Origin of the sequence: Enterobacter sp. R4-368 (assembly GCF_000410515.1) — a bacterium.
Taxonomy (GTDB): domain Bacteria; phylum Pseudomonadota; class Gammaproteobacteria; order Enterobacterales; family Enterobacteriaceae; genus Kosakonia.
On the sequence record NC_021500.1, the window covers coordinates 3101391 to 3122055 of the forward strand.

Annotated in this window: 24 protein-coding genes and 1 pseudogene; 18 read left to right on the forward strand and 7 right to left on the reverse strand. The window is 54.8% G+C overall.

The features are described from left to right. The 16 genes and pseudogenes from H650_RS14615 (at nucleotide 1) to H650_RS14680 (ending at nucleotide 12850) form a co-directional block, all read left to right on the forward strand. Nucleotides 1-2379 (forward strand): replication endonuclease, encoded by a 2379-nt coding sequence (locus H650_RS14615; protein WP_020455938.1) that lies wholly within the window; start codon nucleotides 1-3, stop codon nucleotides 2377-2379. A 32-nt stretch (nucleotides 2380-2411) separates the two neighbouring features. Then, nucleotides 2412-2678 (forward strand): annotated as a pseudogene (locus H650_RS25340) (ASCH domain-containing protein); the annotation flags it as partial. Nucleotides 2679-2765: 87 nt separating this feature from the next. Next, nucleotides 2766-2957, forward strand: coding sequence for a type II toxin-antitoxin system HicA family toxin (locus H650_RS24690; RefSeq protein WP_071925246.1), 192 nt, complete (start codon nucleotides 2766-2768; stop codon nucleotides 2955-2957). Between the two features lie 12 nt (nucleotides 2958-2969). Next, entirely contained in the window at nucleotides 2970-3380 is a 411-nt protein-coding gene (locus tag H650_RS14625) for a type II toxin-antitoxin system HicB family antitoxin (protein ID WP_044489769.1), read from the forward strand. Nucleotides 3381-4129: 749 nt separating this feature from the next. Continuing rightward, nucleotides 4130-4453 carry a phage holin family protein gene (locus tag H650_RS14630; protein WP_020455939.1) on the forward strand — a complete coding sequence of 108 codons (324 nt, stop codon included), beginning with the start codon at nucleotides 4130-4132 and terminating at the stop codon, nucleotides 4451-4453. Beyond that, nucleotides 4443-4835, forward strand: a complete 393-nt coding sequence (locus tag H650_RS14635; protein ID WP_020455940.1) for a M15 family metallopeptidase — start codon at nucleotides 4443-4445, stop codon at nucleotides 4833-4835. Before H650_RS14630 ends, H650_RS14635 begins: the two co-directional genes overlap by 11 nt. Next, nucleotides 4835-5368: a DUF2514 family protein gene (locus H650_RS14640; protein WP_020455941.1), complete on the forward strand. Its 534-nt coding sequence runs from the start codon at nucleotides 4835-4837 to the stop codon at nucleotides 5366-5368. The genes H650_RS14635 and H650_RS14640 overlap by 1 nt, the downstream gene beginning before the upstream one ends. A gap of 9 nt (nucleotides 5369-5377) precedes the next feature. After that, nucleotides 5378-5563: a hypothetical protein gene (locus tag H650_RS14645; RefSeq protein ID WP_020455942.1), complete on the forward strand. Its 186-nt coding sequence runs from the start codon at nucleotides 5378-5380 to the stop codon at nucleotides 5561-5563. A gap of 294 nt (nucleotides 5564-5857) precedes the next feature. Continuing rightward, nucleotides 5858-6097: an Ogr/Delta-like zinc finger protein gene (locus H650_RS24700; protein ID WP_071925247.1), complete on the forward strand. Its 240-nt coding sequence runs from the start codon at nucleotides 5858-5860 to the stop codon at nucleotides 6095-6097. Between the two features lie 98 nt (nucleotides 6098-6195). Then, nucleotides 6196-6528, forward strand: a complete 333-nt coding sequence (locus H650_RS14650) for a TFIIB-type zinc ribbon-containing protein (protein WP_044489538.1) — start codon at nucleotides 6196-6198, stop codon at nucleotides 6526-6528. Nucleotides 6529-6538: 10 nt separating this feature from the next. Further along, a complete protein-coding gene (locus tag H650_RS14655; RefSeq protein WP_020455945.1) occupies nucleotides 6539-7159 on the forward strand; it encodes a type VI secretion system-associated protein TagO in 621 nt (206 codons plus the stop codon). Nucleotides 7160-7405: 246 nt separating this feature from the next. After that, complete coding sequence (fieF, locus tag H650_RS14660) at nucleotides 7406-8290, forward strand: CDF family cation-efflux transporter FieF (RefSeq protein WP_020455946.1); 885 nt, start codon at nucleotides 7406-7408, stop codon at nucleotides 8288-8290. A gap of 202 nt (nucleotides 8291-8492) precedes the next feature. Next, the gene (pfkA, locus tag H650_RS14665) at nucleotides 8493-9455 is read left to right on the forward strand and encodes a 6-phosphofructokinase (protein ID WP_017459651.1); all 963 of its coding nucleotides are present in this window, start codon (nucleotides 8493-8495) and stop codon (nucleotides 9453-9455) included. A gap of 147 nt (nucleotides 9456-9602) precedes the next feature. After that, a complete protein-coding gene (locus H650_RS14670) occupies nucleotides 9603-10592 on the forward strand; it encodes a sulfate ABC transporter substrate-binding protein (RefSeq protein ID WP_020455947.1) in 990 nt (329 codons plus the stop codon). A 121-nt stretch (nucleotides 10593-10713) separates the two neighbouring features. After that, the gene (locus H650_RS14675; RefSeq protein ID WP_020455948.1) at nucleotides 10714-11472 is read left to right on the forward strand and encodes a CDP-diacylglycerol diphosphatase; all 759 of its coding nucleotides are present in this window, start codon (nucleotides 10714-10716) and stop codon (nucleotides 11470-11472) included. Between the two features lie 73 nt (nucleotides 11473-11545). Continuing rightward, on the forward strand, nucleotides 11546-12850 hold the full coding sequence (locus tag H650_RS14680) for an SLC13 family permease (RefSeq protein WP_020455949.1): 1305 nt from the start codon (nucleotides 11546-11548) through the stop codon (nucleotides 12848-12850). A gap of 40 nt (nucleotides 12851-12890) precedes the next feature. On the opposite strand, the gene tpiA is transcribed toward H650_RS14680, so the two are convergent. Next, nucleotides 12891-13658, reverse strand: a complete 768-nt coding sequence (tpiA, locus tag H650_RS14685) for a triose-phosphate isomerase (protein ID WP_017459647.1) — start codon at nucleotides 13656-13658, stop codon at nucleotides 12891-12893. Nucleotides 13659-13765: 107 nt separating this feature from the next. Beyond that, on the reverse strand, nucleotides 13766-14365 hold the full coding sequence (locus H650_RS14690; protein ID WP_020455951.1) for a YiiQ family protein: 600 nt from the start codon (nucleotides 14363-14365) through the stop codon (nucleotides 13766-13768). A gap of 113 nt (nucleotides 14366-14478) precedes the next feature. Here H650_RS14690 and H650_RS14695 point away from each other — a divergent pair, with 113 nt between their 5' ends. Next, nucleotides 14479-14898: a DUF805 domain-containing protein gene (locus tag H650_RS14695; RefSeq protein WP_020455952.1), complete on the forward strand. Its 420-nt coding sequence runs from the start codon at nucleotides 14479-14481 to the stop codon at nucleotides 14896-14898. Here the strand turns inward: H650_RS14695 and fpr are convergent, their stop codons facing one another. The 4 genes from fpr to H650_RS14715 all read right to left on the reverse strand — a co-directional run bounded on the left by fpr (nucleotide 14899) and on the right by H650_RS14715 (nucleotide 19237). Then, nucleotides 14899-15645 carry a ferredoxin--NADP(+) reductase gene (fpr, locus tag H650_RS14700; protein WP_020455953.1) on the reverse strand — a complete coding sequence of 249 codons (747 nt, stop codon included), beginning with the start codon at nucleotides 15643-15645 and terminating at the stop codon, nucleotides 14899-14901. It lies immediately after the preceding gene. Between the two features lie 96 nt (nucleotides 15646-15741). Continuing rightward, nucleotides 15742-16752, reverse strand: coding sequence for a class II fructose-bisphosphatase (gene glpX, locus H650_RS14705; RefSeq protein ID WP_017459643.1), 1011 nt, complete (start codon nucleotides 16750-16752; stop codon nucleotides 15742-15744). Between the two features lie 106 nt (nucleotides 16753-16858). Further along, entirely contained in the window at nucleotides 16859-18367 is a 1509-nt protein-coding gene (glpK, locus tag H650_RS14710) for a glycerol kinase GlpK (RefSeq protein WP_020455954.1), read from the reverse strand. A gap of 21 nt (nucleotides 18368-18388) precedes the next feature. After that, entirely contained in the window at nucleotides 18389-19237 is an 849-nt protein-coding gene (locus H650_RS14715; protein WP_017459641.1) for an MIP/aquaporin family protein, read from the reverse strand. A gap of 495 nt (nucleotides 19238-19732) precedes the next feature. On the opposite strand from H650_RS14715, the gene zapB reads away from it, so the two are divergent. Continuing rightward, nucleotides 19733-19978 (forward strand): septal ring assembly protein ZapB, encoded by a 246-nt coding sequence (zapB, locus tag H650_RS14720; RefSeq protein ID WP_086873298.1) that lies wholly within the window; start codon nucleotides 19733-19735, stop codon nucleotides 19976-19978. A 172-nt stretch (nucleotides 19979-20150) separates the two neighbouring features. Here the strand turns inward: zapB and rraA are convergent, their stop codons facing one another. Further along, nucleotides 20151-20636, reverse strand: a complete 486-nt coding sequence (gene rraA / locus H650_RS14725) for a ribonuclease E activity regulator RraA (RefSeq protein ID WP_020455956.1) — start codon at nucleotides 20634-20636, stop codon at nucleotides 20151-20153. Between the last annotated feature and the right edge of the window lie 29 nt (nucleotides 20637-20665).

A 20665-nucleotide genomic window follows, 5' to 3' on the forward strand; every position in this document is an offset into this window, starting at 1 on the left:
GTGACCGCAGTAAATCGCGGGCGTTACGCGCCATCTGATCCGCCACCGTTTACGGGTAGTGCGGAAGACGCTACCCGTTACGCTTACGCGTGGAATCAGCCACGGCCAGCGGTAGGGCGGGAAACAGACACCAGGCGTGATGGCTTCGGCTATCTCACGCCCAACGGCACGCGAAAACAGCTCACCTTTGCCGATCTGGCCGAAGAAGACGAAAAGCCCGATCGCTGCAAATTCCTGCGCCGCCGCCTGGCGGCTTTGCCGCAGTACCTCCGCCACCACTATGCCCGCAAGCTGGAAACGCTGGACGCGCGCGATCGCCGGGCTGGCGACCGCTGGCTGATTAACACCTTCGAACGCCACATCCTTTCCCGTATCGACACCGTTAACGAACGTTATTTGCCGGTGGGCGTAACACCCGGCGCACTGCTGCCGGTGCGCGAGCAGCTTTTGCGGTTGTTATGGGCGAGGAAAAAAGAGCTAAAACGCCTCGCGTATACGCTTGTCGATATCTTTACCAGCGAGTTTATACGCGAGTCGAATTACCAGCTTTCCCGCACTGGTGATCCGGCGTTCGCTGCGCTTTCCGGTTATGGCCGCATTGCTTCGCTGGCGCGTCATCTGAATACGCCGATCCCCGGATGGTCTGCTTACTGCAAAGAAGAGCTGGAAGCGGAAGACGCATTACGCATTGTGCTGCGTCTTGAGTCGCCCAAATGGTGGCTCAACCGCCTGCGCCGTATTCACGCGCGCTGGCGCGAACATTTGCTGATCGCCGCCGGTTACGTGCAGAAAAAATCCACGCCATATGCCAGCGCGCCGTGCGTCAGCGAGTGGCACGCGCAAAAAAAGGCGAACACCAGATTTTTGCAAGCGATGGAGCTGGAAGACCAGGACACCGGCGAACGCACATCCCTGGTCGATAACGTTGCCGGGAGCGTGGCGAACCCGGCGAACCGCCGCCGGGAACTGATGACCAGAATGCGCGGGTTTGAAGATCTGGCGCAGCTACAAGGGCTGGCCGGTGATTTCTATACGCTGACCGCGCCGTCAAAGTTTCACGCGATGCAGCATGACGGCAAGCGCAACAACAAATACACCGGCGCATCACCACGGAAAACCCAGAAATACCTTTGCAACGTGTGGGCGAAAGTGCGCGCCGCGTGGAAGCGCCACGGCATTCGCGTTTTCGGTTTCCGCGTTGCGGAGCCGCACCACGACGCGACACCACACTGGCACTTATTGCTGTTCATGCGCCCCGATCACGTCGGGCTGGCGCGCGCCACTTTCCGCCAGTACGCGCTGGAGGAAGACGGCAACGAGCCGGGCGCAGAAGAGAACCGCTTTAAAGTCGTGCCGATCGACAACGCGCGCGGCGGCGCGACGGGCTACATAGCCAAATACATTGCAAAGAATATCGATGGCTTCGCGCTGGACGATGAGAAGGACGACGAAACCGGCGAAGATCTGAAAGCGATGTCACGCCGCGTCAGCGCCTGGGCTTCACGCTGGGCGATTCGCCAGTTTCAGCAAATCGGCGGCGCGCCGGTCACGGTGTATCGCGAGCTTCGCCGCCTGCGCGATCGCGATCTCACGCTTCACCCGGACATTTCACCGGCCCACGTTGCGGCCGATAGCGGCGACTGGGCCGGGTATATCACGGCGCAGGGCGGGCCGCTGGTCACCCGTGACGCGCTGCGCGTGCGCCTGAGTTATGAAACCACGGAAAACGGTAATGACTTCGGCGATGACGTGTCGCGGATCTCCGGCGTCTATTCGCCGCAGGCGGGAAAAGATTCTTTAATTTTTACCCGCACCAGCGCTTACAAAATCGTGCCGAAGCTGAAGGCCGACGACACTGGCGAAAAGTTGGGCTTTTCAGGCGGCATCGCCGCCCCTCGGAGTTCTGTCAATAACTGTACGCGGCAGGCCGCACAAGGGTTTGACGGAGATTTACATGCCGACAGCGACGCAGCAGCACCAGCAGAAATAGCGGTGTCAGCTGACGATGGCGCGACGGTGAATGTTGATGCGCTGACGCGCAAAGAGAAGCGGGAAATTGCGCAACGTTTAACCAGTGACGTTAAGCGGAAAAGGGGGAAACGGGGAACGCCGACACCGCCGCCGATATTAGAAGGACGCGAAACGATTATCGCGGAATTGCTGGCAGCCAAAGGGCTGGAGAGCAGCCCGGCGCTGGTGAAATCGGTGATGGCTGGCGCGGCTATCGCCTGCGGTGATCTGGTTTACAGCGTGGTGGACGGGCGGCTGGTTTCACGCCGGCGCGGTGAAGAGAAATCACCGGCGCGGGTGATGGCGGCAAAGCAGCAGACCAGCAGCCTGATCAGCAGGATGAAGGCCGCATTTTCGCAGAAAAAATGACACCGCAGGAGCGGAATAAGGGGGAGGCATTAGTGGCTGATCTGCATCTGGCCGTGTGTGGGGAATACGTCGATGCGATGAAACGCGGCGATAAGCCGGAAGAGTATCGCCTGGTAAATCCGTACTGGTCGCGGCGTCTTATTGGCCACCAGTACGAAAAGCTGATTATCACGAAGGGGTATCCGCGCCGCGATGACGCCGAACGCCGGTTGGCGATGCCGTATCGCGGCTACGGGATAAAGACAATCACGCATAAGCACTTCGGCGGCGTACCGGAAAACGTGTTTTCGATCAACGTAACCGCAGCAAAAAATAACTCCAGTAACCCTAATAAATTGCATGTTGGGGTTATTGGGGTTACCTTGTTGAGAACAACGGAGCAGGAGATGAACAGCAGGAAGCTGATAGCAGAAATTCAGGCGGATGGGTGGGTGCTGGTAAGAGTAACAGGCAGTCATCACCACTTCGTCCATCCAACAAAACCGGGGCTTGTGACGATACCCCATCCTAAAAAAGATTTACCGATTGGCACGGTAAAAAGCATACGAAAACAGGCGGGCATCCAGCCCGCCGCATGAGCGAGGATGTTTATGTATTATCCAATCGCAATCGAGGCCGGCGACGAAAGTCACGCTTACGGTGTGACAGTGCCGGATCTGCCTGGCTGCTTTAGCGCGGGCGATACGCTTGATGAGGCGATCAAGAACGCGAAAGAGGCGATCATCGGGCATATAGAAACGCTGGTCGAGCTGGGTCACGATGTTCCATCGGTTTCCACCGCGGAAAAGTGGTCAAAAAATCCAGCGTTTGCCGGGTATACGTGGGCGCTTGTCGATATTGATGTGACTCGCCTGCTGGGCGGTTCCGAAAAAATCAACGTGACGCTGCCGCGCTTTCTGATCGACAGAATTGATCGGTACGTTGCGACACATCCGGAGTACAAAACCCGCAGCGGGTTTCTGGCGCAGGCGGCTTTAGAGAGAATCGCAGGCATCAGATAAACGCAGGAAAACAAGCAGAAAGCCGCCAGCAGGGCGGCTTTTTTATGGGTGAAATACGCCTGAAAACTAGCCGCAAAAACGACGTCTTAACACGCACACGTTTTAGCCGGTAACACCCGGCGGAGCGCGACTTCGGCTGGTCGGCAAAACTGCACAAGAATAAGGAACAGTTAGTGACGAGGCGGGAGGACAGGCGCGCGTCTTTCGTCATCTTCTCCGGCTTTCCGACCGGGCAAAGATACTGCACAAGCGTGCGAGCGCGCGCCCGTCCCCACTCAGAGCGACGTCGCCAGCGATAGATCGGGTTGATGCCCACCCCGATTTGTTCAAAATCTGAATGACGCTATCCACCTGATTTTTCGCGGGTACTGAGGTCTTCGACGATATTCATGGCGGCAGACTAACGCGCCCGCAGGTACCACCATCCCGGCTTTGATTGTGGCACGCCTCTGACAAAAGCAACGCTTTGCGCCGGGCGGCCATCGGGGGGGATGATAAGCCAACTGGTTAATATCAACCGCTTATCACCGGCGCTTTGTCACATGCCAGTGATGAATTTTTCCGCGTGGCGGTTGGGGCGCAACAAAATGCCCCCTCGATCAGATCGGCGCGCGTAACTGAGGCGGTGTGAGACGTAAATAAAGGGATTTCGGCTGCAACTGAATTACAGGCAGGGCCGTTGGTTTATCTGCCTGATATCCGGCCGCCAGCGCAGCGAGAGATTGTGCAACTGTGGGACTCAGCGCGATATGAACAATTCAAACAGCGAGAAAAAAACAGTGAAATGGATCGCTACCCATCTGCCCATTATTTATGCGGTTTTGGCCGCTGTCAGCCTCTCTTCGCTGATGAGCCTTTATGACGGCCAGCCAGTTGTGAAGACCGTCACGGGCGCACTGGCCTGCGGCGTCATGACGGCGGTTCTGGCCACGTCTCTGGATTTCTTTGGCCTGCCGATCACCTCCGCAACACTCGTTGGCGCATCCGTAGGATTTATGGGCGCGGAAAAAATTCGGGACAAAATTACCAGTTTCGTCGATAGCCGGAATCGGAGAGTAAAAAGTGGGGAATAACTTTTCATTCAGCCAGCGCAGCGATAGCAACCTGCGCGGCGTTCACCCCGATCTGGCGCGGCTGGCGCGGGCAGCGCTGCAGCTTTCGCCGGTCGATTTTGGCGTGACCGAAGGGCTGCGAACTCTGGAGCGTCAAAAGCAACTGGTAGCCAGCGGCGCAAGCCAGACCATGAAAAGCAGGCATATCACTGGTCATGCGATCGACGTGTTTGCATACCCGACAAACGGCGGATCCTGGGAGTGGAAATACTATGAGACGATCGCCGCCGCCTTTAAGCAGGCAAGCGAAGCAATGGGCATCCCGGTCGAGTGGGGCGGCGACTGGCAGACGCTAAAAGACGGCCCGCACTTTCAGTTGCCACACGCGAGTTACCCGGCCTGATGGTGTCGTTTATCGGTCAATACTGGCTGAAGGTCATCACGGTGCTGATAAGTATCGCGCTGTTCTGGGTGGGAGATCACCACGGGGCAATGCAGGCAAATAACGCCTGGCGGATAAAGTGGGCGCAGCGCGATCGGGATGACGCAAACGCGCTGGCGCAACGGCAGGCGCAGGAAAGAGCAGAAGAGCACCGGCGACAGCGTGCAGCCGATGCAGAAAGGAAACAAGCCGATGAGGAACGGGCAAGTGCGCAGGCCGATGCTGATGCTGCTAAGCGTGCTGGCGACAAGCTGCACAAATCAGTCGCCGAACTTCGAAACAGCCTCGCCAGAAGTGAAACCGGCAAACTATCCGCACTTGCAGCAGAACGCGCGGCAAGGGAAAAGGCCGGCATATTGCTTGCCGACTTGCTCCGCGAATCTGACGCAGCAGCGGGAGAGTATGCAAAAGAGGCTGACCGGGCTTACACCGCCGGGCGCAGTTGTGAACGGACATATGACGCAGTGACCGGCGTGAAGACGGTCAAAAAGTGAGGAAACATCATGGAAAAAGCACAAATCAGTAAAGTAGTAAAAGACACCTACGTTGTAACCGCCGGGCCAAGCGCGACACGCTTTCTCGACTATCAGGAAGCGATGGATAACCTGCCGCTGCTTATTAAAAACTTCGGTTTCCCGGCGGGGGTAAGCAAAGAAACGGTGTATATGATCCTGGAAACAATTGAATAACCAGTGCAGCGGGCATTCGCAGAGTGCCCGCGACAGTGCGTATTCATTAAGGAACCGGCACATCGTAAACGCCGGTTTACGGTGCTTGGCGGCCGGCAAAAGCGGATTTAAGGCCCTGATCGACAGCGGGAACTGGACGATTACGCGCGGCGTTCATTATATGGCCGGCAGCGGGTTTACCACATCGCCAGCGCCGGAAGTGAAGAGCGCCAACGGGGCGGCAGAAAGTGACGATTCAACAGCGTAGACGTTATACTTGCGGCGATATTAACCCGCAAGAAAGGAGGCGCACGTATGGCATTACGCTGCCCTCGTTGCCGCGCAGCGGCAAAGACCCGAACCAGCACCGAACTAAGCCCATTAGTGCGGCGCAGCTATCACCAGTGCCAGAATCTGACGTGCGGTTACTGCTTCACAAGCATGACCCATATTGATGGCCCGCTAAATGAAGTCAAAACCGTACCCGGCGCAACGGTTCCGGATGTTTTCCCGCGAAGTCACAAGGGGGACGATCAGATATCGTTAGCGCTATAAAAATAACCCGCCTTTCGGCGGGTTTTTTATTTATCGAAACTTTTTCACCTGCTATGTTTTACGCCGGTTAAATAACTATTTCTATGGAGAGAAATAAAATGGCGTTAATTCATTGCCCGGAATGTGGAAAAGAAGTCAGTGATTCTGCATTAAAATGTCCATCCTGCGGGCAGCAAATAAGAAAACCGAAACGAACATTATTCGGGAAAGCGGTAAAATGGATATTTATTATATTCAACATATTTATGATTTATTGCCTATTTGCCGGTGCGGGTGGGAGTGGTGAAGTGATCGATGCCGCAACGACAGAAGCGGAACGCGCAGGCGCGACGATTGGTGCGGGCATCGGCGTGATGCTCCTGGGGGTGATATGGGTTATCGGCGATATTATTATCGGCATGATTGTTTTTCTGACCAGGCCGAAAGCATAAGGAATACATTATGAATAAAATAATTATATTCATGGTGTTTTTGTTTTCGGCTTTTTCGAAAATATATGCTGCGGATAATATTGATAAGGAAGGTCTGACAACGTGCCAGTCTGAAACAAACAGTGACAGGCGTCTGGCTTGTTACGATAAAATTATGCCACCTGCGGCAACTGCTCATAATAAAACAGCGGAAGGCGCCGGAAAATGGCAGATAGATTCAGAACTATCACCGGTCGATGATTCAAAAAACGTCACTCTCAGCTTGTCTGCTAATCAGCCAATTCGCTCCCAATTTGGCGAGACGGTTACACCGGGTTTGTATGTTATATGCCGGGAGAATAAAACCGAGCTATTTATCAATTGGGGCGTATATCTCGGTATGGGGGATACAGAGGTGCTGTACAGGTTGGATAAGGCGAAAGCACAAACCAATTCATGGGGGATCTCTGCTGACAACAAGGCAGCCTTTTACCGGGGCAACACGATCGAGCTTGCCAAAGAGCTCGCAACATCTGCCCGCTTATTTCTTCAGGTCACCCCATATGGTGAAAACACGGTGAGCGCAACGTTTGATCTTGCCGGTCTGCCGCAAGCCATTAAGCCGCTTCAGGAAGCCTGCGGCTGGAAATAATTTGCGCAGATTTTTAAACAGACCACCGGGCAGATGCCCGGCCGCTTTGTCGATATGTAGTCAACTGGTAGACAGCTTTTGCAATAAATCCATTTATTACAATTGATTAAAGAGATAGTTCCTTCCCATCCCTGTCTTCCCCCACACGATGTGGGGGTTTTTTGCCCGCAATTCCACTGCTTAATTTCCCCATTGCTGTTGCCTGCCTTTCGTTATAATCCCTGCTGGATCCAGGCAGGAGCGTTTATGAATCAATCCTATGGGCGTTTGGTTACCCGGGCAGCAGTTGCGGCGACCGTCATGGCGTCGTCATTGTTGATCATCAAAATATTCGCGTGGTGGTTTACCGGTTCGGTCAGTATTTTGGCGGCGCTGGTTGATTCGCTGGTAGATATCGCCGCGTCGCTAACCAACTTGTTAGTGGTACGCTATTCGCTGCAACCCGCCGATGAAGAACATACCTTCGGCCACGGAAAGGCGGAATCGCTGGCGGCGCTGGCACAAAGTATGTTTATTTCTGGTTCGGCGTTGTTCCTGTTTTTGACCGGTATTCAGCACCTTGCTAAACCTGAACCGCTTCGTGATGCTGGCATTGGTATTACGGTCACGCTGATCGCGCTGTTTAGTACTGTGATCCTTGTCACTTTTCAGCGCTGGGTCGTGCGGAAAACCCACAGCCAGGCGGTGCGGGCGGATATGCTTCATTATCAGTCTGATGTTATGATGAACGGCGCAATTCTCATCGCGCTGGGTCTCTCCTGGTATGGATGGCATCGTGCAGATGCATTGTTTGCGCTGGGTATTGGCAGCTATATTTTGTATAGCGCGTTACACATGGGGTATGACGCCGTTCAGGCATTGCTGGACAGAGCCTTACCCGACGAAGAGCGACAGGAAATTTTCACCATTGTCACCTCCTGGCCGGGCGTCAGCGGCGCTCACGATCTTCGCACGCGGCAGTCAGGGCCGACCCGCTTTATTCAAATACATCTGGAAATGGAAGATAACCTGCCGCTCGTTCAGGCGCATCTTATTGCTGAGCAGGTAGAACAGGCGATTCTGCAACGTTTCCCGGGTTCTGATGTGATAATCCATCAGGATCCTTGTTCGGTAGTACCTCAAGGACGATAAGCACGTAGAGGCTTTCGTATTTCGTTGTAAAAAAGTGAGCCAGACCAACTTTTTGTGTATAAATTACCGCCATTTGGTCTGACCTGAATCAATTCAGCAAGCTGGGATTGATATACTATTTGCAGCATAGTTGTTCGCTCCCACAGGGGAGTCGCTTCGGGCCACAGAATTTTATTTTGCATTCCTAAGTTCAGAGGTAGTCATGATTAAAAAAATCGGTGTGTTGACAAGTGGCGGTGATGCGCCAGGCATGAATGCCGCGATCCGCGGTGTCGTCCGCGCAGCATTGACAGAAGGTCTGGAAGTGGCAGGTATCTATGACGGTTACCTCGGCCTGTACGAAGACCGCATGATCCAACTTGACCGCTACAGCGTGTCCGACATGATCAACCGCGGCGGCACATTCCTCGGCTCCGCCCGCTTCCCGGAATTCCGTGAAGAGCATATCCGCGCCGTGGCTATTGAGAACATGAAAAAACGCGGTATCGATGCGCTGGTGGTTATCGGCGGCGACGGTTCTTACATGGGTGCTAAGCGCCTGACTGAAATGGGTTTCCCGTGCATCGGTCTGCCGGGCACCATCGATAACGACGTTGCCGGTACTGACTACACCATCGGTTACTTCACCGCGCTGCAAACCGTGGTTGAAGCCATCGACCGCCTGCGTGACACCTCTTCTTCTCACCAGCGTATCTCCATCGTTGAAGTCATGGGGCGCTACTGTGGCGACCTGACGCTGGCAGCGGCGATTGCGGGCGGTTGCGAGTTTATCGTACTGCCGGAAGTGGAATTCAACCGTGAAGACCTGGTCGCAGAGATCAAAGCGGGTATCGCCAAAGGTAAAAAACACGCCATCGTGGCGATTACCGAGCATATCTGCGATATCGACGAGCTGGCGAAATACATTGAAAGCGAAACCCAGCGTGAAACTCGCGCTACCGTTCTTGGCCATATTCAGCGCGGCGGCTCTCCGGTACCTTACGACCGCATTCTGGCTTCCCGTATGGGTTCTTATGCGATCGAGCTGCTGTTGCAGGGCTACGGCGGTCGCTGTGTCGGTATTCAGAACGAAAAAATGGTACATCACGACATCATCGACGCTATCGAGAACATGAAACGCCCGTTCAAAGGCGACTGGCTCGACTGCGCGAAAAAACTCTACTAAGTGCAAAAACGCCCTCAATAGCGAGGGCGTTTTTTTATCCCCATTTATTCCGCAAAGTTATAGCCAATCTTTTTTTATTCTTTAATCATTGGATGCCTTTCTGGCAGTCTGACGACATCAAAATCGATAACTTTAAGAGAGCGGGCGATGAATAAATGGGGCTTGGGGATTACATTACTGCTGGCTTCCACCAGCGTTCTGGCAAAGGATATCCAGTTACTAAACGTCTCTTACGATCCAACGCGTGAGCTGTATGAGCAATACAACAAAGCCTTCAGCGCGCACTGGAAACAAGAGACTGGCGACAACGTTGTGATTCGTCAGTCCCATGGCGGCTCCGGCAAACAGGCAACATCGGTTATCAACGGTATCGACGCCGATGTGGTAACTCTGGCGCTGGCCTACGATGTTGACGCGATTGCAGAACGTGGCCGTATCGATAAAAACTGGATCAAACGCCTGCCGGACAACTCCGCTCCGTACACCTCGACCATCGTTTTCCTGGTGCGTAAAGGCAATCCGAAACAGATTCATGACTGGAACGACCTGATTAAACCGGGCGTTTCGGTGATCACGCCGAACCCGAAAAGCTCCGGTGGTGCGCGCTGGAACTACCTGGCGGCCTGGGGTTATGCGCTGCATCAGAACGGCGGCGATCAGGCAAAAGCTCAGGAGTTCGTCAAAGCGCTGTTTAAAAATGTAGAAGTGCTGGATTCCGGTGCGCGCGGTGCGACCAATACTTTCGTTGAGCGCGGTATCGGTGATGTACTGATTGCGTGGGAAAACGAAGCGCTGCTGGCAACCAACGAACTGGGCAAAGACAAATTTGAAATTGTCACCCCGAGCGAATCTATTCTCGCAGAGCCGACCGTCTCCGTTGTCGACAAAGTGGCAGAGAAGAAAGGCACTGAGAAAGTAGCGGAAGCCTACCTGAAATATCTCTACTCGCCGGAAGGTCAGGAAATCGCCGCGAAGAACTTCTATCGCCCCCGTGATGCGCAGGTGGCGGCGAAATACGCCAGCGCGTTCCCGAAACTGAAACTCTTCACCATTGATGATGTGTTCGGTGGCTGGACGAAGGCGCAAAAAGAGCACTTCTCCAACGGCGGTACGTTCGACCAAATCAGTAAACGTTAATCTCCCCAAACGCCCTCGTAAGAGGGCGTCTTCTTTTCTGTCTGCGTAAAATCCAGGATTTTCAACTTGCCGGGCAATTTGCGCTATCATTCCGGTTCTTTCAGCAAAGGAAGCGGAAAAAATGAAAACAGTGCGTCGCGTCGTCATTGTTCTGTTGGTGCTGGCCTTACTGGCAGCGGCGGGAGCGTGGTTGTGGTTTAAAAACAGCGGTAACCCGGATGCGCTGCGCCATATCGTTACCGAACAATGTTTACCAAACATGCGTGAGCATAACTCGCCAAAACCCTGCGCCCAGGTGAACCTGAAAGGCGGCTATGTGCTGATGAAAGATCGCAATGGGCCGCTGCAGTTTTTGTTGATGCCAACGTACCGCATCAACGGCACGGAAAGCCCGTTGCTGCTGCAACCGACAACGCCCAACTTCTTCTGGCAGGCGTGGCAATCCCGCGATGTGATGAGCAAACTGCGTGGCAGCACGGTGCCGGACAACGCCATCTCCTTAACCATTAATTCACGCTCCGGGCGCACACAGAACCATTTTCATATTCATATCTCCTGTCTGCGTCCTGATGTGCGCACGCAACTGAATGATAATGCCGCACGTATCAGCAGCCAGTGGCTGGCATTTCCGGGGGGGCTGCTCGGTCATCAATATTTAGCGCGCCGCGTGACGGAAGCGGAGCTGGTGCAACGCAGTCCGTTTTTGATGCTGGCAGAAGAAGTGCCGGAAGCAAAAGCGCATATGGGCCGCTTCGCGCTGGCATTGGCGCAGCAGGCCGATGGCTCGTTTGTGCTGCTGGCCACCGAGCGTAATCTGTTAGCGCTTAATCGCGCATCGGCAGAGGAAATTCAGGATCATCAATGCGATATCCTGAAATAACCCCACCATAATTCACGTTTACTCCGCCTGCCTGTCACCGTAGACTTGCTGAAAAAAACTACAGGAGACAGGCATGTCGCTCTGGTTTTCTCACCCTCTGTTCCTCCCCTCTGTCATTGTCGGCATCACTATTGTGTTGTGGGCCACCTCGTTATTGCCGGAATTTATCACCGCGCTGCTGTTTTTTACGGCGGCGATGGTGGCGAAAATTGCTCCGCCGGAGGTGATCTTTGGTGGCTTCGCGTCATCGGCTTTCTGGCTGGTGTTCAGCGGGTTCGTGCTCGGTGTGGCAATACGCAAAACCGGGCTGGCGGATCGGGCGGCGAGAGCGTTATCGGCAAAGCTGACCGACTCATGGCTGCAAATGGTCGCAAGCGTCGTACTGCTCAGTTACGCACTGGCGTTTGTGATGCCTTCGAACATGGGGCGCATTGCGCTGTTGATGCCGATCGTCGCGGCAATGGCGGCGCGCGCGGGTATTCACGAAGGCACCCGTTCGTGGTACGGGCTGGCGCTGGCGGTCGGTTTTGGCACTTTCCAGTTATCGGCAACTATTTTGCCCGCTAACGTACCAAACCTGGTGATGAGCGGCGCGGCAGAAGGCTCTTACGGCATTCATCTTAACTATGTGCCTTATCTGCTGCTACATACGCCGGTGCTTGGCATTTTAAAAGGGCTGATCTTGATTGGCCTTATTTGCTGGCTTTTTCCCGGTCAGCCACGTGCGCCCCGCGAGCAAGCCCCTTCTGAACCGATGAGCCGGGCAGAAAAACGGCTGGCGTGGATGCTGGCGGTGGTGCTGACGTTGTGGGTTACCGAAAGCTGGCACGGCATCGGACCTGCGTGGACGGGACTGGCTGCCGCCTGCGTGACGCTGCTGCCGCGTGTGGGGTTTATCACGGGTGATGAATTTTCCAGCGGCGTGAATATTCGCACCTGTATCTATGTGGCGGGAATTCTTGGCCTGGCGATTACGGTGACGCAAACCGGGATCGGTAGCGCCGTTGGTGATGCGCTGCTGCATGTGATGCCGCTCGATCCGGCGCGGCCGTTCACCAGTTTCCTGGCGCTGACCGGCATTACCACCGCCCTGAATTTTATTATGACCGCTAACGGCGTACCGGCGCTGTTTACTACGCTTGCGCAGAGTTTTGCCGACGCCACCGGTTTTCCGTTGTTGTCAGTGATCATGATTCAGGTGCTGGGATATTCCACGCCGCTGTTGCCGTATCAGGCGTCGCCGATTGTGGTGGCGATGGCGCTCGGCAAAGTCCCGGCGAGATCGGGGATGCTGCTCTGTCTGGCACTGGCAGTGGTGACGTATCTGGTGTTGTTACCGCTGGATTACGCGTGGTTTAGCGTGCTGGGGAAATTGTGAGGTAAAACCCTCTCCCGGGTCGGGAGAGGGTAAAACAGAATTACGCCTGTTTTGCAGCTTCTGCCGCTTTAACGATCACCGCAAAAGCGTCAGCTTTCAGGGATGCGCCGCCAACCAGTGCGCCGTCGATATCCGGCTGGGTGAACAGCTCAGCTGCGTTGCCAGCGTTAACGGAACCGCCGTACTGAATGATCACTTGTTCAGCCACTTTCGCGTCGGCTTTTGCAATGTGGTCACGGATAAATTTGTGAACAGCCTGTGCCTGTGCCGGGGTCGCGGATTTGCCGGTACCGATAGCCCAAACCGGTTCGTAGGCAATTACCGCGCCTTCGAATGCCGCAGCACCCTGCGTTTTCAGCACGGCGTCGATCTGACGTGCGCATACTTCTTCGGTTTTACCGGCTTCGTTTTCTGCTTCGGTTTCACCGATGCACAGAACCGGCGTCAGACCCTGCGCTTTCAGCACGGCGAATTTCTTCGCGATCAACTCGTCGGATTCTTTGTGGTAAGTACGGCGCTCAGAGTGGCCGATGATGATGTATTTCGCGCCAATATCTTTCAGCATTTCGGCAGAGGTTTCGCCGGTGAATGCGCCAGACAGGTTAACGTCAACGTTTTGCGCGCCCAGTACAATGTGGCTGCCGTCAGCGGCGTGTTTGGCCAGATCGAGGTACATTTCCGGCGGAGCGATTGAGACAGCACAACCCGTTACGCCAGCCAGCTCGGTACGCAGGTTTGCAACCAGTTCGTTTACCATGTGGCGGCTGCCGTTCAGTTTCCAGTTACCCATCACTAAAGGATGTCGCATTTTTACTCTCCACGCGCTTGGCGAATTAAGGAATATGGCCGCCCCTCAGGGCAGCATGGTCTGTGAAACAGTATAGAGATTCATCCCCTGAAAGGCTTTGCTTTTTGTCATTTATTGTTCTCTTCCAGCGAATCAGATAGCGTCAGCTTAATCGGTTCAACAGCGAAGGTCAGCCCTTTTTCACCGTTGTCTGCTACCACATAGCGAATCGCGCCTTCCGTTTCGGCGTAGTAAGGTTTGTTTTTGCCGTTAGTCAGCAACTTTTGCAGCTTTTGCGTACTTTGTGCGGCGGTTAACGTCGGTGAAAAGGCGCGGATAAACGCCGCCATATACTCCTGAGCTTTTGCTTTCGCCGCTTTTTGCTCCGGACCTTGCACTGGCAGCCAGGTTATCTGCATCGATTTGATTTTCAGCGTACCGCGCTCCAGCGCCGTCGAGGCGTAGAGGTAATCATTGATTTTCGTGGCTGCGCGCGTCAGGTTCGCCTGATCGCCCCGGCTATCTACCGCGCGAAATTCACTGAGCGCCAGCGTCGGGTTATCGGTGTTGAATTTTTCGCGAAACTGACTAATCGACTGATCAAATGTCGGCGCGCCCGGCAATAAATAGGGCGCAGTGGTGGCGGTCGACGGCTCTTCTGCATGAGCCGGTATGCTGAAAACCAGCGCGGAAAAGAGCAGCCAAATGGGATAACGCCATGCTTTCATTCACATCGCCCTCTGTTGAGTTTGCTCACGATTAAAACGATATCGGGCTGGCTTGTCAAAAACTCCCGCCGCCAGGGTAAACTACGCGGCACTACGATAATAAGGAACCTTACATGGGCATACAGCAGTGGTTGTTCTCTTTTAAAGGGCGCATTGGGCGTCGCGATTTTTGGGTCTGGATGATCCTCTGGCTATTGAGTATGACGGTGCTGTTCACGCTCGCCAACGGCGGCATGCTCGATTTTCAGATGGCGGCATTTATCCTTGTGTGCCTGATCTGGCCGACAACCTGCGTGATGGTAAAACGTCTGCATGACCGGGGGCGTCACGGCGCGTGGGGTTTTTTGCTGGTGCTGGCGTGGATGCTGCTGTCGGGCAACTGGCAGGTACTGGGCGGTACGCTGGAGTGGACGGTGGGGCGTCTGATCCCGGTGGTGATTATCGTCATGATGGTCATCGACCTGGGCGCATTTGTGGGCACCCAGGGGGAAAATAAGTACGGCAAAGAGACGCTGGATGTGAAATACCGCTGATCACCAGTAGTGTTCGGCGGTGATATGCCCGGGGCGGCGGCGCAGATGTTTCGCCATCTGGCGGGTATCTTTCAGTAACTGTGTGGTATCGCGCACCATCTGCGGGTTGCCGCACAGCATCACATGGCTGGTCTCCGCTGTCATCGGCAGCCCGACCGCTTCTTCCAGCGCACCGCTTTCAATCAGCGCCGGAACGCGCCCGGTCAGCGAACCGGAAAGGGTTTCCCGGCTGACCACCGTCTGAATCCGCAGTTTCCCTTCATAGCGTTTTTGCAGCTCCAGCATTAGCGGTAAATAACTTAAATCCGCCGCGTAGCGCACCGCATGTACCAGCACCAGGTTTTTGAAACGCTCCAGATCTTTGCCTTCCTGCAACATCGACAAGTACGGCCCAATCGCGGTGCCGGTTGCCAGCATCCACAAAGTGTCGCAGTCCGGCACTTCTTCCAGCACGAAGAACCCCGCCGCTTCGCTCACCAGTAACACCTCGTCTCCCGGCTGGAGTGCGGCCAGGCGCGGGCTAAGTTTCCCTTCCGGCACGGTGACAAGGTAGAACTCCAGATCGGGATTGCTCGGGGCGTTCACGTATGAGTAGGCGCGCTGGACGCGCTCGCCGTCAATTTCCAGCCCAAGTTTGGCGAATTGTCCGGCAGTGAAGGGGTGAACGGGGGCATGAACGGTGAGGCTGAATAGCGCATCGGTCCAGAACTGCACCTTTGTGACTTTTCCTGTTACCCAGTCCGCCATGGTTTTCTCCTGTTCTGTAGCGTTGCCTTATCTTCGTGTCTGTCGTGCGAGATTTCCAGCCCGTGAAGGCCGGAAAGCTCAATTGAACAAATACCCTTACAGTATATGACGCTGCACTTCCGGGTCTTTACGATCCAGATAGTGAATAGACTGAATACGGCGAATGGTGCGCGATTTGCCGCGGATCAGCAGCGTTTCGGTGGTGGCGATATTGCCCTTACGGGTGATGCCGTCCAGCAGGTCGCCTTTGGTAATGCCGGTAGCGGCGAAAATAACATTGTCGCTGCGCGCCATTTCATCCAGACGCAGCACATTGCCCGCTTCAATGCCCATGCCGCGGCAGCGTTTTAATTCATATTCGCCAATACGACGGTTCTCTTCGTTATCGCCTTTCACCTGATGGCGCGCCAGCAGGCGGCCCTGCATATCGCCATCAAGCGCGCGGATGACCGCCGCGGAAACCACACCTTCCGGCGCACCGCCAATACCGTACAGGACGTCCACTTCGCTATCCGGCATACAAGTGAGGATGGAGGCGGCAACATCGCCATCGGGAATCGCGAAAACACGGACGCCCAGCGCCTGCATTTCGGCAATAGTCGCGTCGTGGCGTGGTTTAGCCAGAATGGTGACCGTCAGTTCACTCAGCGGTTTGCCGAGCGCAGCGGCGACATTACGCAGGTTATCGGCCAGCGGCAGATTGAGATCGATAGCGCCTTTCGCACCAGGACCGACAATCAGTTTTTCCATGTACATATCCGGCGCATTCAGGAAACAGCCCTTATCGCCGACCGCCAGCACCGCCAGCGCGTTGGCCTGGCCCATCGCCGTCATGCGCGTCCCTTCGATCGGGTCAACGGCAATGTCGACCGCATCGCCTTTACCGGTGCCGACTTTTTCACCAATAAACAGCATCGGCGCTTCGTCGATCTCGCCTTCGCCAATCACGATGGTGCCGTCTATGTCGACATTGTTGAGCATGATGCGCATAGCGTTAACCGCCGCGCCATCCGCGGTGTTCTTATCGCCACGCCCCAGCCATTTGTAGCCAGCCAGCGCTGCGGCTTCGGTCACGCGGGAGAATTCGATGGCAAGTTCTCGTCTCATAACAAACTCTATAGTGAAAGAAATTGAGCGAAGTTTATCACAGCGAGAAGAGGAGGGTTGGTAGAGCAGCCCTCTCTCCGGGGAGAGAGGGCAAGGTTGAGGCTAATTACTCGTCACGCTCTTCCCACGCCATCGCGCGTTTGACGGCTTTTTTCCAGCCGTCGTAGCGGAAGTTACGCTCGGTGGTTTCGATACCCGGGCGGAATTCGCGTTCGATAACCGCTTTTTCCTGCAGCTCATCCAGATTCTGCCAGAAACCAACCGCAAGACCCGCCAGGTACGCCGCGCCCAGCGCCGTAACTTCACGTACTTCCGGACGCTCTACGCGCGTGCCGAGAATGTCAGACTGGAACTGCATCAGGAAGTTGTTGGCAACTGCGCCACCATCCACGCGCAGCGCGTGTAAACGAATGCCGGAATCCGCCTGCATCGCTTCCAGTACATCGCGTGTCTGGAAGGCGATAGACTCAAGCGTAGCGCGAATGATGTGGTTCGCATTGACGCCACGGGTCAGACCGAAAATAGCACCGCGCGCATACGGATCCCAGTACGGTGCGCCCAGACCGGTAAAGGCCGGTACTACGTACACACCGTTGGTATCTTTCACTTTGGTGGCGAAATATTCGGAGTCGAACGCGTCGCTGATAAGTTTCATCTCGTCGCGCAACCATTGAATTGACGCACCCGCCATAAACACCGCACCTTCCAGCGCGTAGTTCACTTCACCTTTCGGACCGCAGCCGATGGTGGTCAGCAGACCATGCTCAGATTTCACCGCTTTCTCGCCGGTGTTCATCAGCATAAAGCAGCCGGTACCATAGGTGTTTTTCGCCATCCCTTCTTTCACGCATAGCTGGCCAAACAGCGCCGCCTGCTGGTCGCCCGCGATCCCGGCGATAGGAATACGTGTACCGCCTTTACCACCAATGTTGGTCTGACCGTAAACTTCAGACGATTTACGTACTTCCGGCAGCATGGCGCGCGGAATATCCAGCGCCTCCAGCATTTTGTCATCCCAGTCCAGCTCGTGGATGTTGAACAGCATGGTACGCGAGGCGTTGGTGTAATCCGTCACGTGAACGCGGCCCTGGGTCATTTTCCAGATAAGCCAGGTATCAACAGTACCGAACAGCAATTCGCCGCGTTTCGCACGTTCGCGGGAGCCTTCAACGTGGTCGAGGATCCATTTCACTTTGGTGCCAGAAAAATACGGGTCAACCACCAGACCCGTGGCGTTGCGCACATACTCTTCCATGCCGTCGCGCTTCAGTTTTTCGCAAATATCGGCGGTGCGGCGACACTGCCAGACGATGGCGTTATAAATTGGCTTGCCGGTTTCACGTTCCCAGACGATCGCGGTTTCACGCTGGTTAGTGATACCGATAGCGGCGATCTCGTCGGAATTGATATCCGCTTTCGCTAACACTTCGACCAGCGTTGAGCTCTGCGATGCCCAGATCTCCATCGGGTCGTGCTCAACCCAGCCTGGCTTCGGATAAATTTGTTCAAACTCGCGCTGTGAGACGCTGATGATGTTGGCGTCATGATCCATCACGACGGCGCGGGAGCTGGTAGTGCCCTGGTCGAGCGCAACGATATATTTTTTGTCAGTCATGGTTATGTTCCCGTAGTCACATTACAGCGAAGCTTTTTGTTGAGTCGTGGAGGCGGTGCCTTTTTCTTCTGCCGCCTCACTGGTTCCAGACGGCAGATGGCGACCAATCAGTTTACGATAACCGAATGCGCCGAGCGCCGCGCCTACGATCGGCCCGAACAGCGGGACGAGGAAGTAGGGAATATCTTTGCCGCCGGTAAAGGCAACGTTGCCCCAGCCAGCAAGCCAGGCGAACGTTTTCGGTCCAAGGTCACGCGCCGGGTTCATGGCGAATCCCGTCAGTGGCCCCATGGATGCACCGATAACCGCAATCAACAAACCGATGAGCAAGGGTGCCAGCGGGCCGCGCGGAATACCGTTACCGTCGTCACCCAACGCCATGATGACGCCCATCAGCACAGCGGTAATCACCATTTCAACGGCGAAGGCCTGCACAAAGTTGATGTGCGGGTTCGGGTAGGTAGAGAAAATACCAGCCAGATCAAGACTTTCAACACTGCCGCGCACCATATTGTGCGTGTGTTCGAAATCGAGGAAAAGATTGTAGTAAAGCCCGTAAACAAGTGCAGCCGCGCAAAACGCGCCGGCAAACTGAGAAATGATGAAGGGAACAACTTTGCGCCCATCAAAACTAGCGAAGAGCCATAATGCAATAGTCACAGCCGGGTTCAGATGTGCGCCGGAAACCCCTGCAGTCAGGTAGATGGCCATCGCCACACCCAAACCCCAGATGATACTGATTTCCCATTGGCCGAAGGTGGCACCAGCCACTTTCAACGCCGCGACACAGCCGACACCGAAGAAAATCAACAACCCGGTGCCGAGAAACTCGGCGATGCACTGGCCTTTTAAGGTTGATGTCTGACTCATAATCGGATCCTGCAAAAGAGTAATGGTTATTGTTAGCACGGGCGATCGCTCCCCCATGATGTCGTGTAGACATAGTGTTAATTTATCGTTAACGAGCAAAAACGAGAAATATCGAAATTAAAATGTGTGTACTGCGTCAATAAAATGAGCGTTTTCGAGCGCTGAAGCGCGTTTTTGCACCATAGCGAAATGTGAGCTGAATCATTTTTGTAACCCAGGCCTTAACAATTTAGTGGTAGGCGTGCGCGTTGCACCAGGATGAGGACGAAAAGTGTTGCAAAGCGCAAACAGCGCGGCTCTGCGCTGGACAGGGGCTGGTGGGCTTCATACAATCGGGGACAAGCGAGATCCGCTCAATATCATAAGGCGTCGCCGATTTTCGGGACGGGGATTTTTAAAGACACGCATCATTCGGGTTGCAAGAAAGCGGTGACGCACCTGCAACGCGAAGATATTAAGTGTATATCCATCAGCGCCTTGCAACTCAGGAGAGGTATGACAATGTCATTAGAAGTGTTTGAAAAACTGGAAGCGAAGGTGCAGCAGGCGATTGATACCATCACGCTGCTGCAGATGGAAATCGAAGAGCTGAAAGAGAAAAACAATAGCCTGGCGCAGGACGTACAGTCTGCTCAGCAGAGCCGTGAAGAGCTGGAGCGTGAAAACCACCAGCTGAGAGAGCAGCAGCACGGCTGGCAGGAACGCTTGCAGGCGCTGCTGGGGCGTATGGAAGAAGTCTGATTACGCTTTTCGTGCTGTCGCGGCACTGGCTGCGCGTATTCACCCCGGTAACGGCGTTGCCGGAGAAACGGGCTTAGCTACAGCGCGAAACTGGCAGGGAAAGTACTGCGATGTCGGATAAGTGAAGCGCCATCCGGCAAAAAGAAAAAGGGCACCTGACGGTGCCCTTTTTTTACTCGATATCGAGGGGATCTTCGGAAAGGATAATGCCAGTGCTATCGGCATAAAGATGGTCGCCGGAGAAGAAGGTCACGCCGCCGAAATTGACACGTACGTCGCTTTCGCCGATACCTTCACCCGCTGCGCCAACCGGAATGGCGGCAATCGCCTGAATCCCAATATCCAGCTCTTCAAGATCGTCTACCTGGCGTACTGAGCCATAGACTACAATTCCTTCCCACTCGTTTTGCACCGCAGTGCGGGCGAGATCCGCGTCGATTAACGCACGACGCATTGAACCACCGCCGTCGACCAGCAGGACGCGACCACGGCCGTTTTGTTCGAGCAGATCGTACAGCAACCCGTTATCCTCGAAACATTTCACCGTGATGATTTGTCCGCCAAACGACGACCGTCCGCCAAAATTGGAGAACAGCGGTTCCACGACGTTGATCTCTTCCTGGTAAATATCACAAAGCTCAGAAGTATCGTATTTCATAGGATTAGCGTTCAGTTGCTGCGAGAACC

Coding starts and splice junctions, on each gene's coding strand:
- H650_RS24690 (WP_071925246.1), top strand. CDS start 2,766: ATGAACAGCAGGAAGCTGATAGCAGAAATTCAGGCGGATGGGTGGGTG.
- H650_RS14625 (WP_044489769.1), top strand. CDS start 2,970: ATGTATTATCCAATCGCAATCGAGGCCGGCGACGAAAGTCACGCTTAC.
- H650_RS14630 (WP_020455939.1), top strand. CDS start 4,130: ATGAACAATTCAAACAGCGAGAAAAAAACAGTGAAATGGATCGCTACC.
- H650_RS14640 (WP_020455941.1), top strand. CDS start 4,835: ATGGTGTCGTTTATCGGTCAATACTGGCTGAAGGTCATCACGGTGCTG.
- H650_RS14645 (WP_020455942.1), top strand. CDS start 5,378: ATGGAAAAAGCACAAATCAGTAAAGTAGTAAAAGACACCTACGTTGTA.
- H650_RS24700 (WP_071925247.1), top strand. CDS start 5,858: ATGGCATTACGCTGCCCTCGTTGCCGCGCAGCGGCAAAGACCCGAACC.
- H650_RS14650 (WP_044489538.1), top strand. CDS start 6,196: ATGGCGTTAATTCATTGCCCGGAATGTGGAAAAGAAGTCAGTGATTCT.
- H650_RS14655 (WP_020455945.1), top strand. CDS start 6,539: ATGAATAAAATAATTATATTCATGGTGTTTTTGTTTTCGGCTTTTTCG.
- fieF (WP_020455946.1), top strand. CDS start 7,406: ATGAATCAATCCTATGGGCGTTTGGTTACCCGGGCAGCAGTTGCGGCG.
- pfkA (WP_017459651.1), top strand. CDS start 8,493: ATGATTAAAAAAATCGGTGTGTTGACAAGTGGCGGTGATGCGCCAGGC.
- H650_RS14670 (WP_020455947.1), top strand. CDS start 9,603: ATGAATAAATGGGGCTTGGGGATTACATTACTGCTGGCTTCCACCAGC.
- H650_RS14675 (WP_020455948.1), top strand. CDS start 10,714: ATGAAAACAGTGCGTCGCGTCGTCATTGTTCTGTTGGTGCTGGCCTTA.
- H650_RS14680 (WP_020455949.1), top strand. CDS start 11,546: ATGTCGCTCTGGTTTTCTCACCCTCTGTTCCTCCCCTCTGTCATTGTC.
- tpiA (WP_017459647.1), bottom strand. CDS start 13,658: ATGCGACATCCTTTAGTGATGGGTAACTGGAAACTGAACGGCAGCCGC.
- H650_RS14690 (WP_020455951.1), bottom strand. CDS start 14,365: ATGAAAGCATGGCGTTATCCCATTTGGCTGCTCTTTTCCGCGCTGGTT.
- H650_RS14695 (WP_020455952.1), top strand. CDS start 14,479: ATGGGCATACAGCAGTGGTTGTTCTCTTTTAAAGGGCGCATTGGGCGT.
- fpr (WP_020455953.1), bottom strand. CDS start 15,645: ATGGCGGACTGGGTAACAGGAAAAGTCACAAAGGTGCAGTTCTGGACC.
- glpX (WP_017459643.1), bottom strand. CDS start 16,752: ATGAGACGAGAACTTGCCATCGAATTCTCCCGCGTGACCGAAGCCGCA.
- glpK (WP_020455954.1), bottom strand. CDS start 18,367: ATGACTGACAAAAAATATATCGTTGCGCTCGACCAGGGCACTACCAGC.
- H650_RS14715 (WP_017459641.1), bottom strand. CDS start 19,237: ATGAGTCAGACATCAACCTTAAAAGGCCAGTGCATCGCCGAGTTTCTC.
- zapB (WP_086873298.1), top strand. CDS start 19,733: ATGACAATGTCATTAGAAGTGTTTGAAAAACTGGAAGCGAAGGTGCAG.
- rraA (WP_020455956.1), bottom strand. CDS start 20,636: ATGAAATACGATACTTCTGAGCTTTGTGATATTTACCAGGAAGAGATC.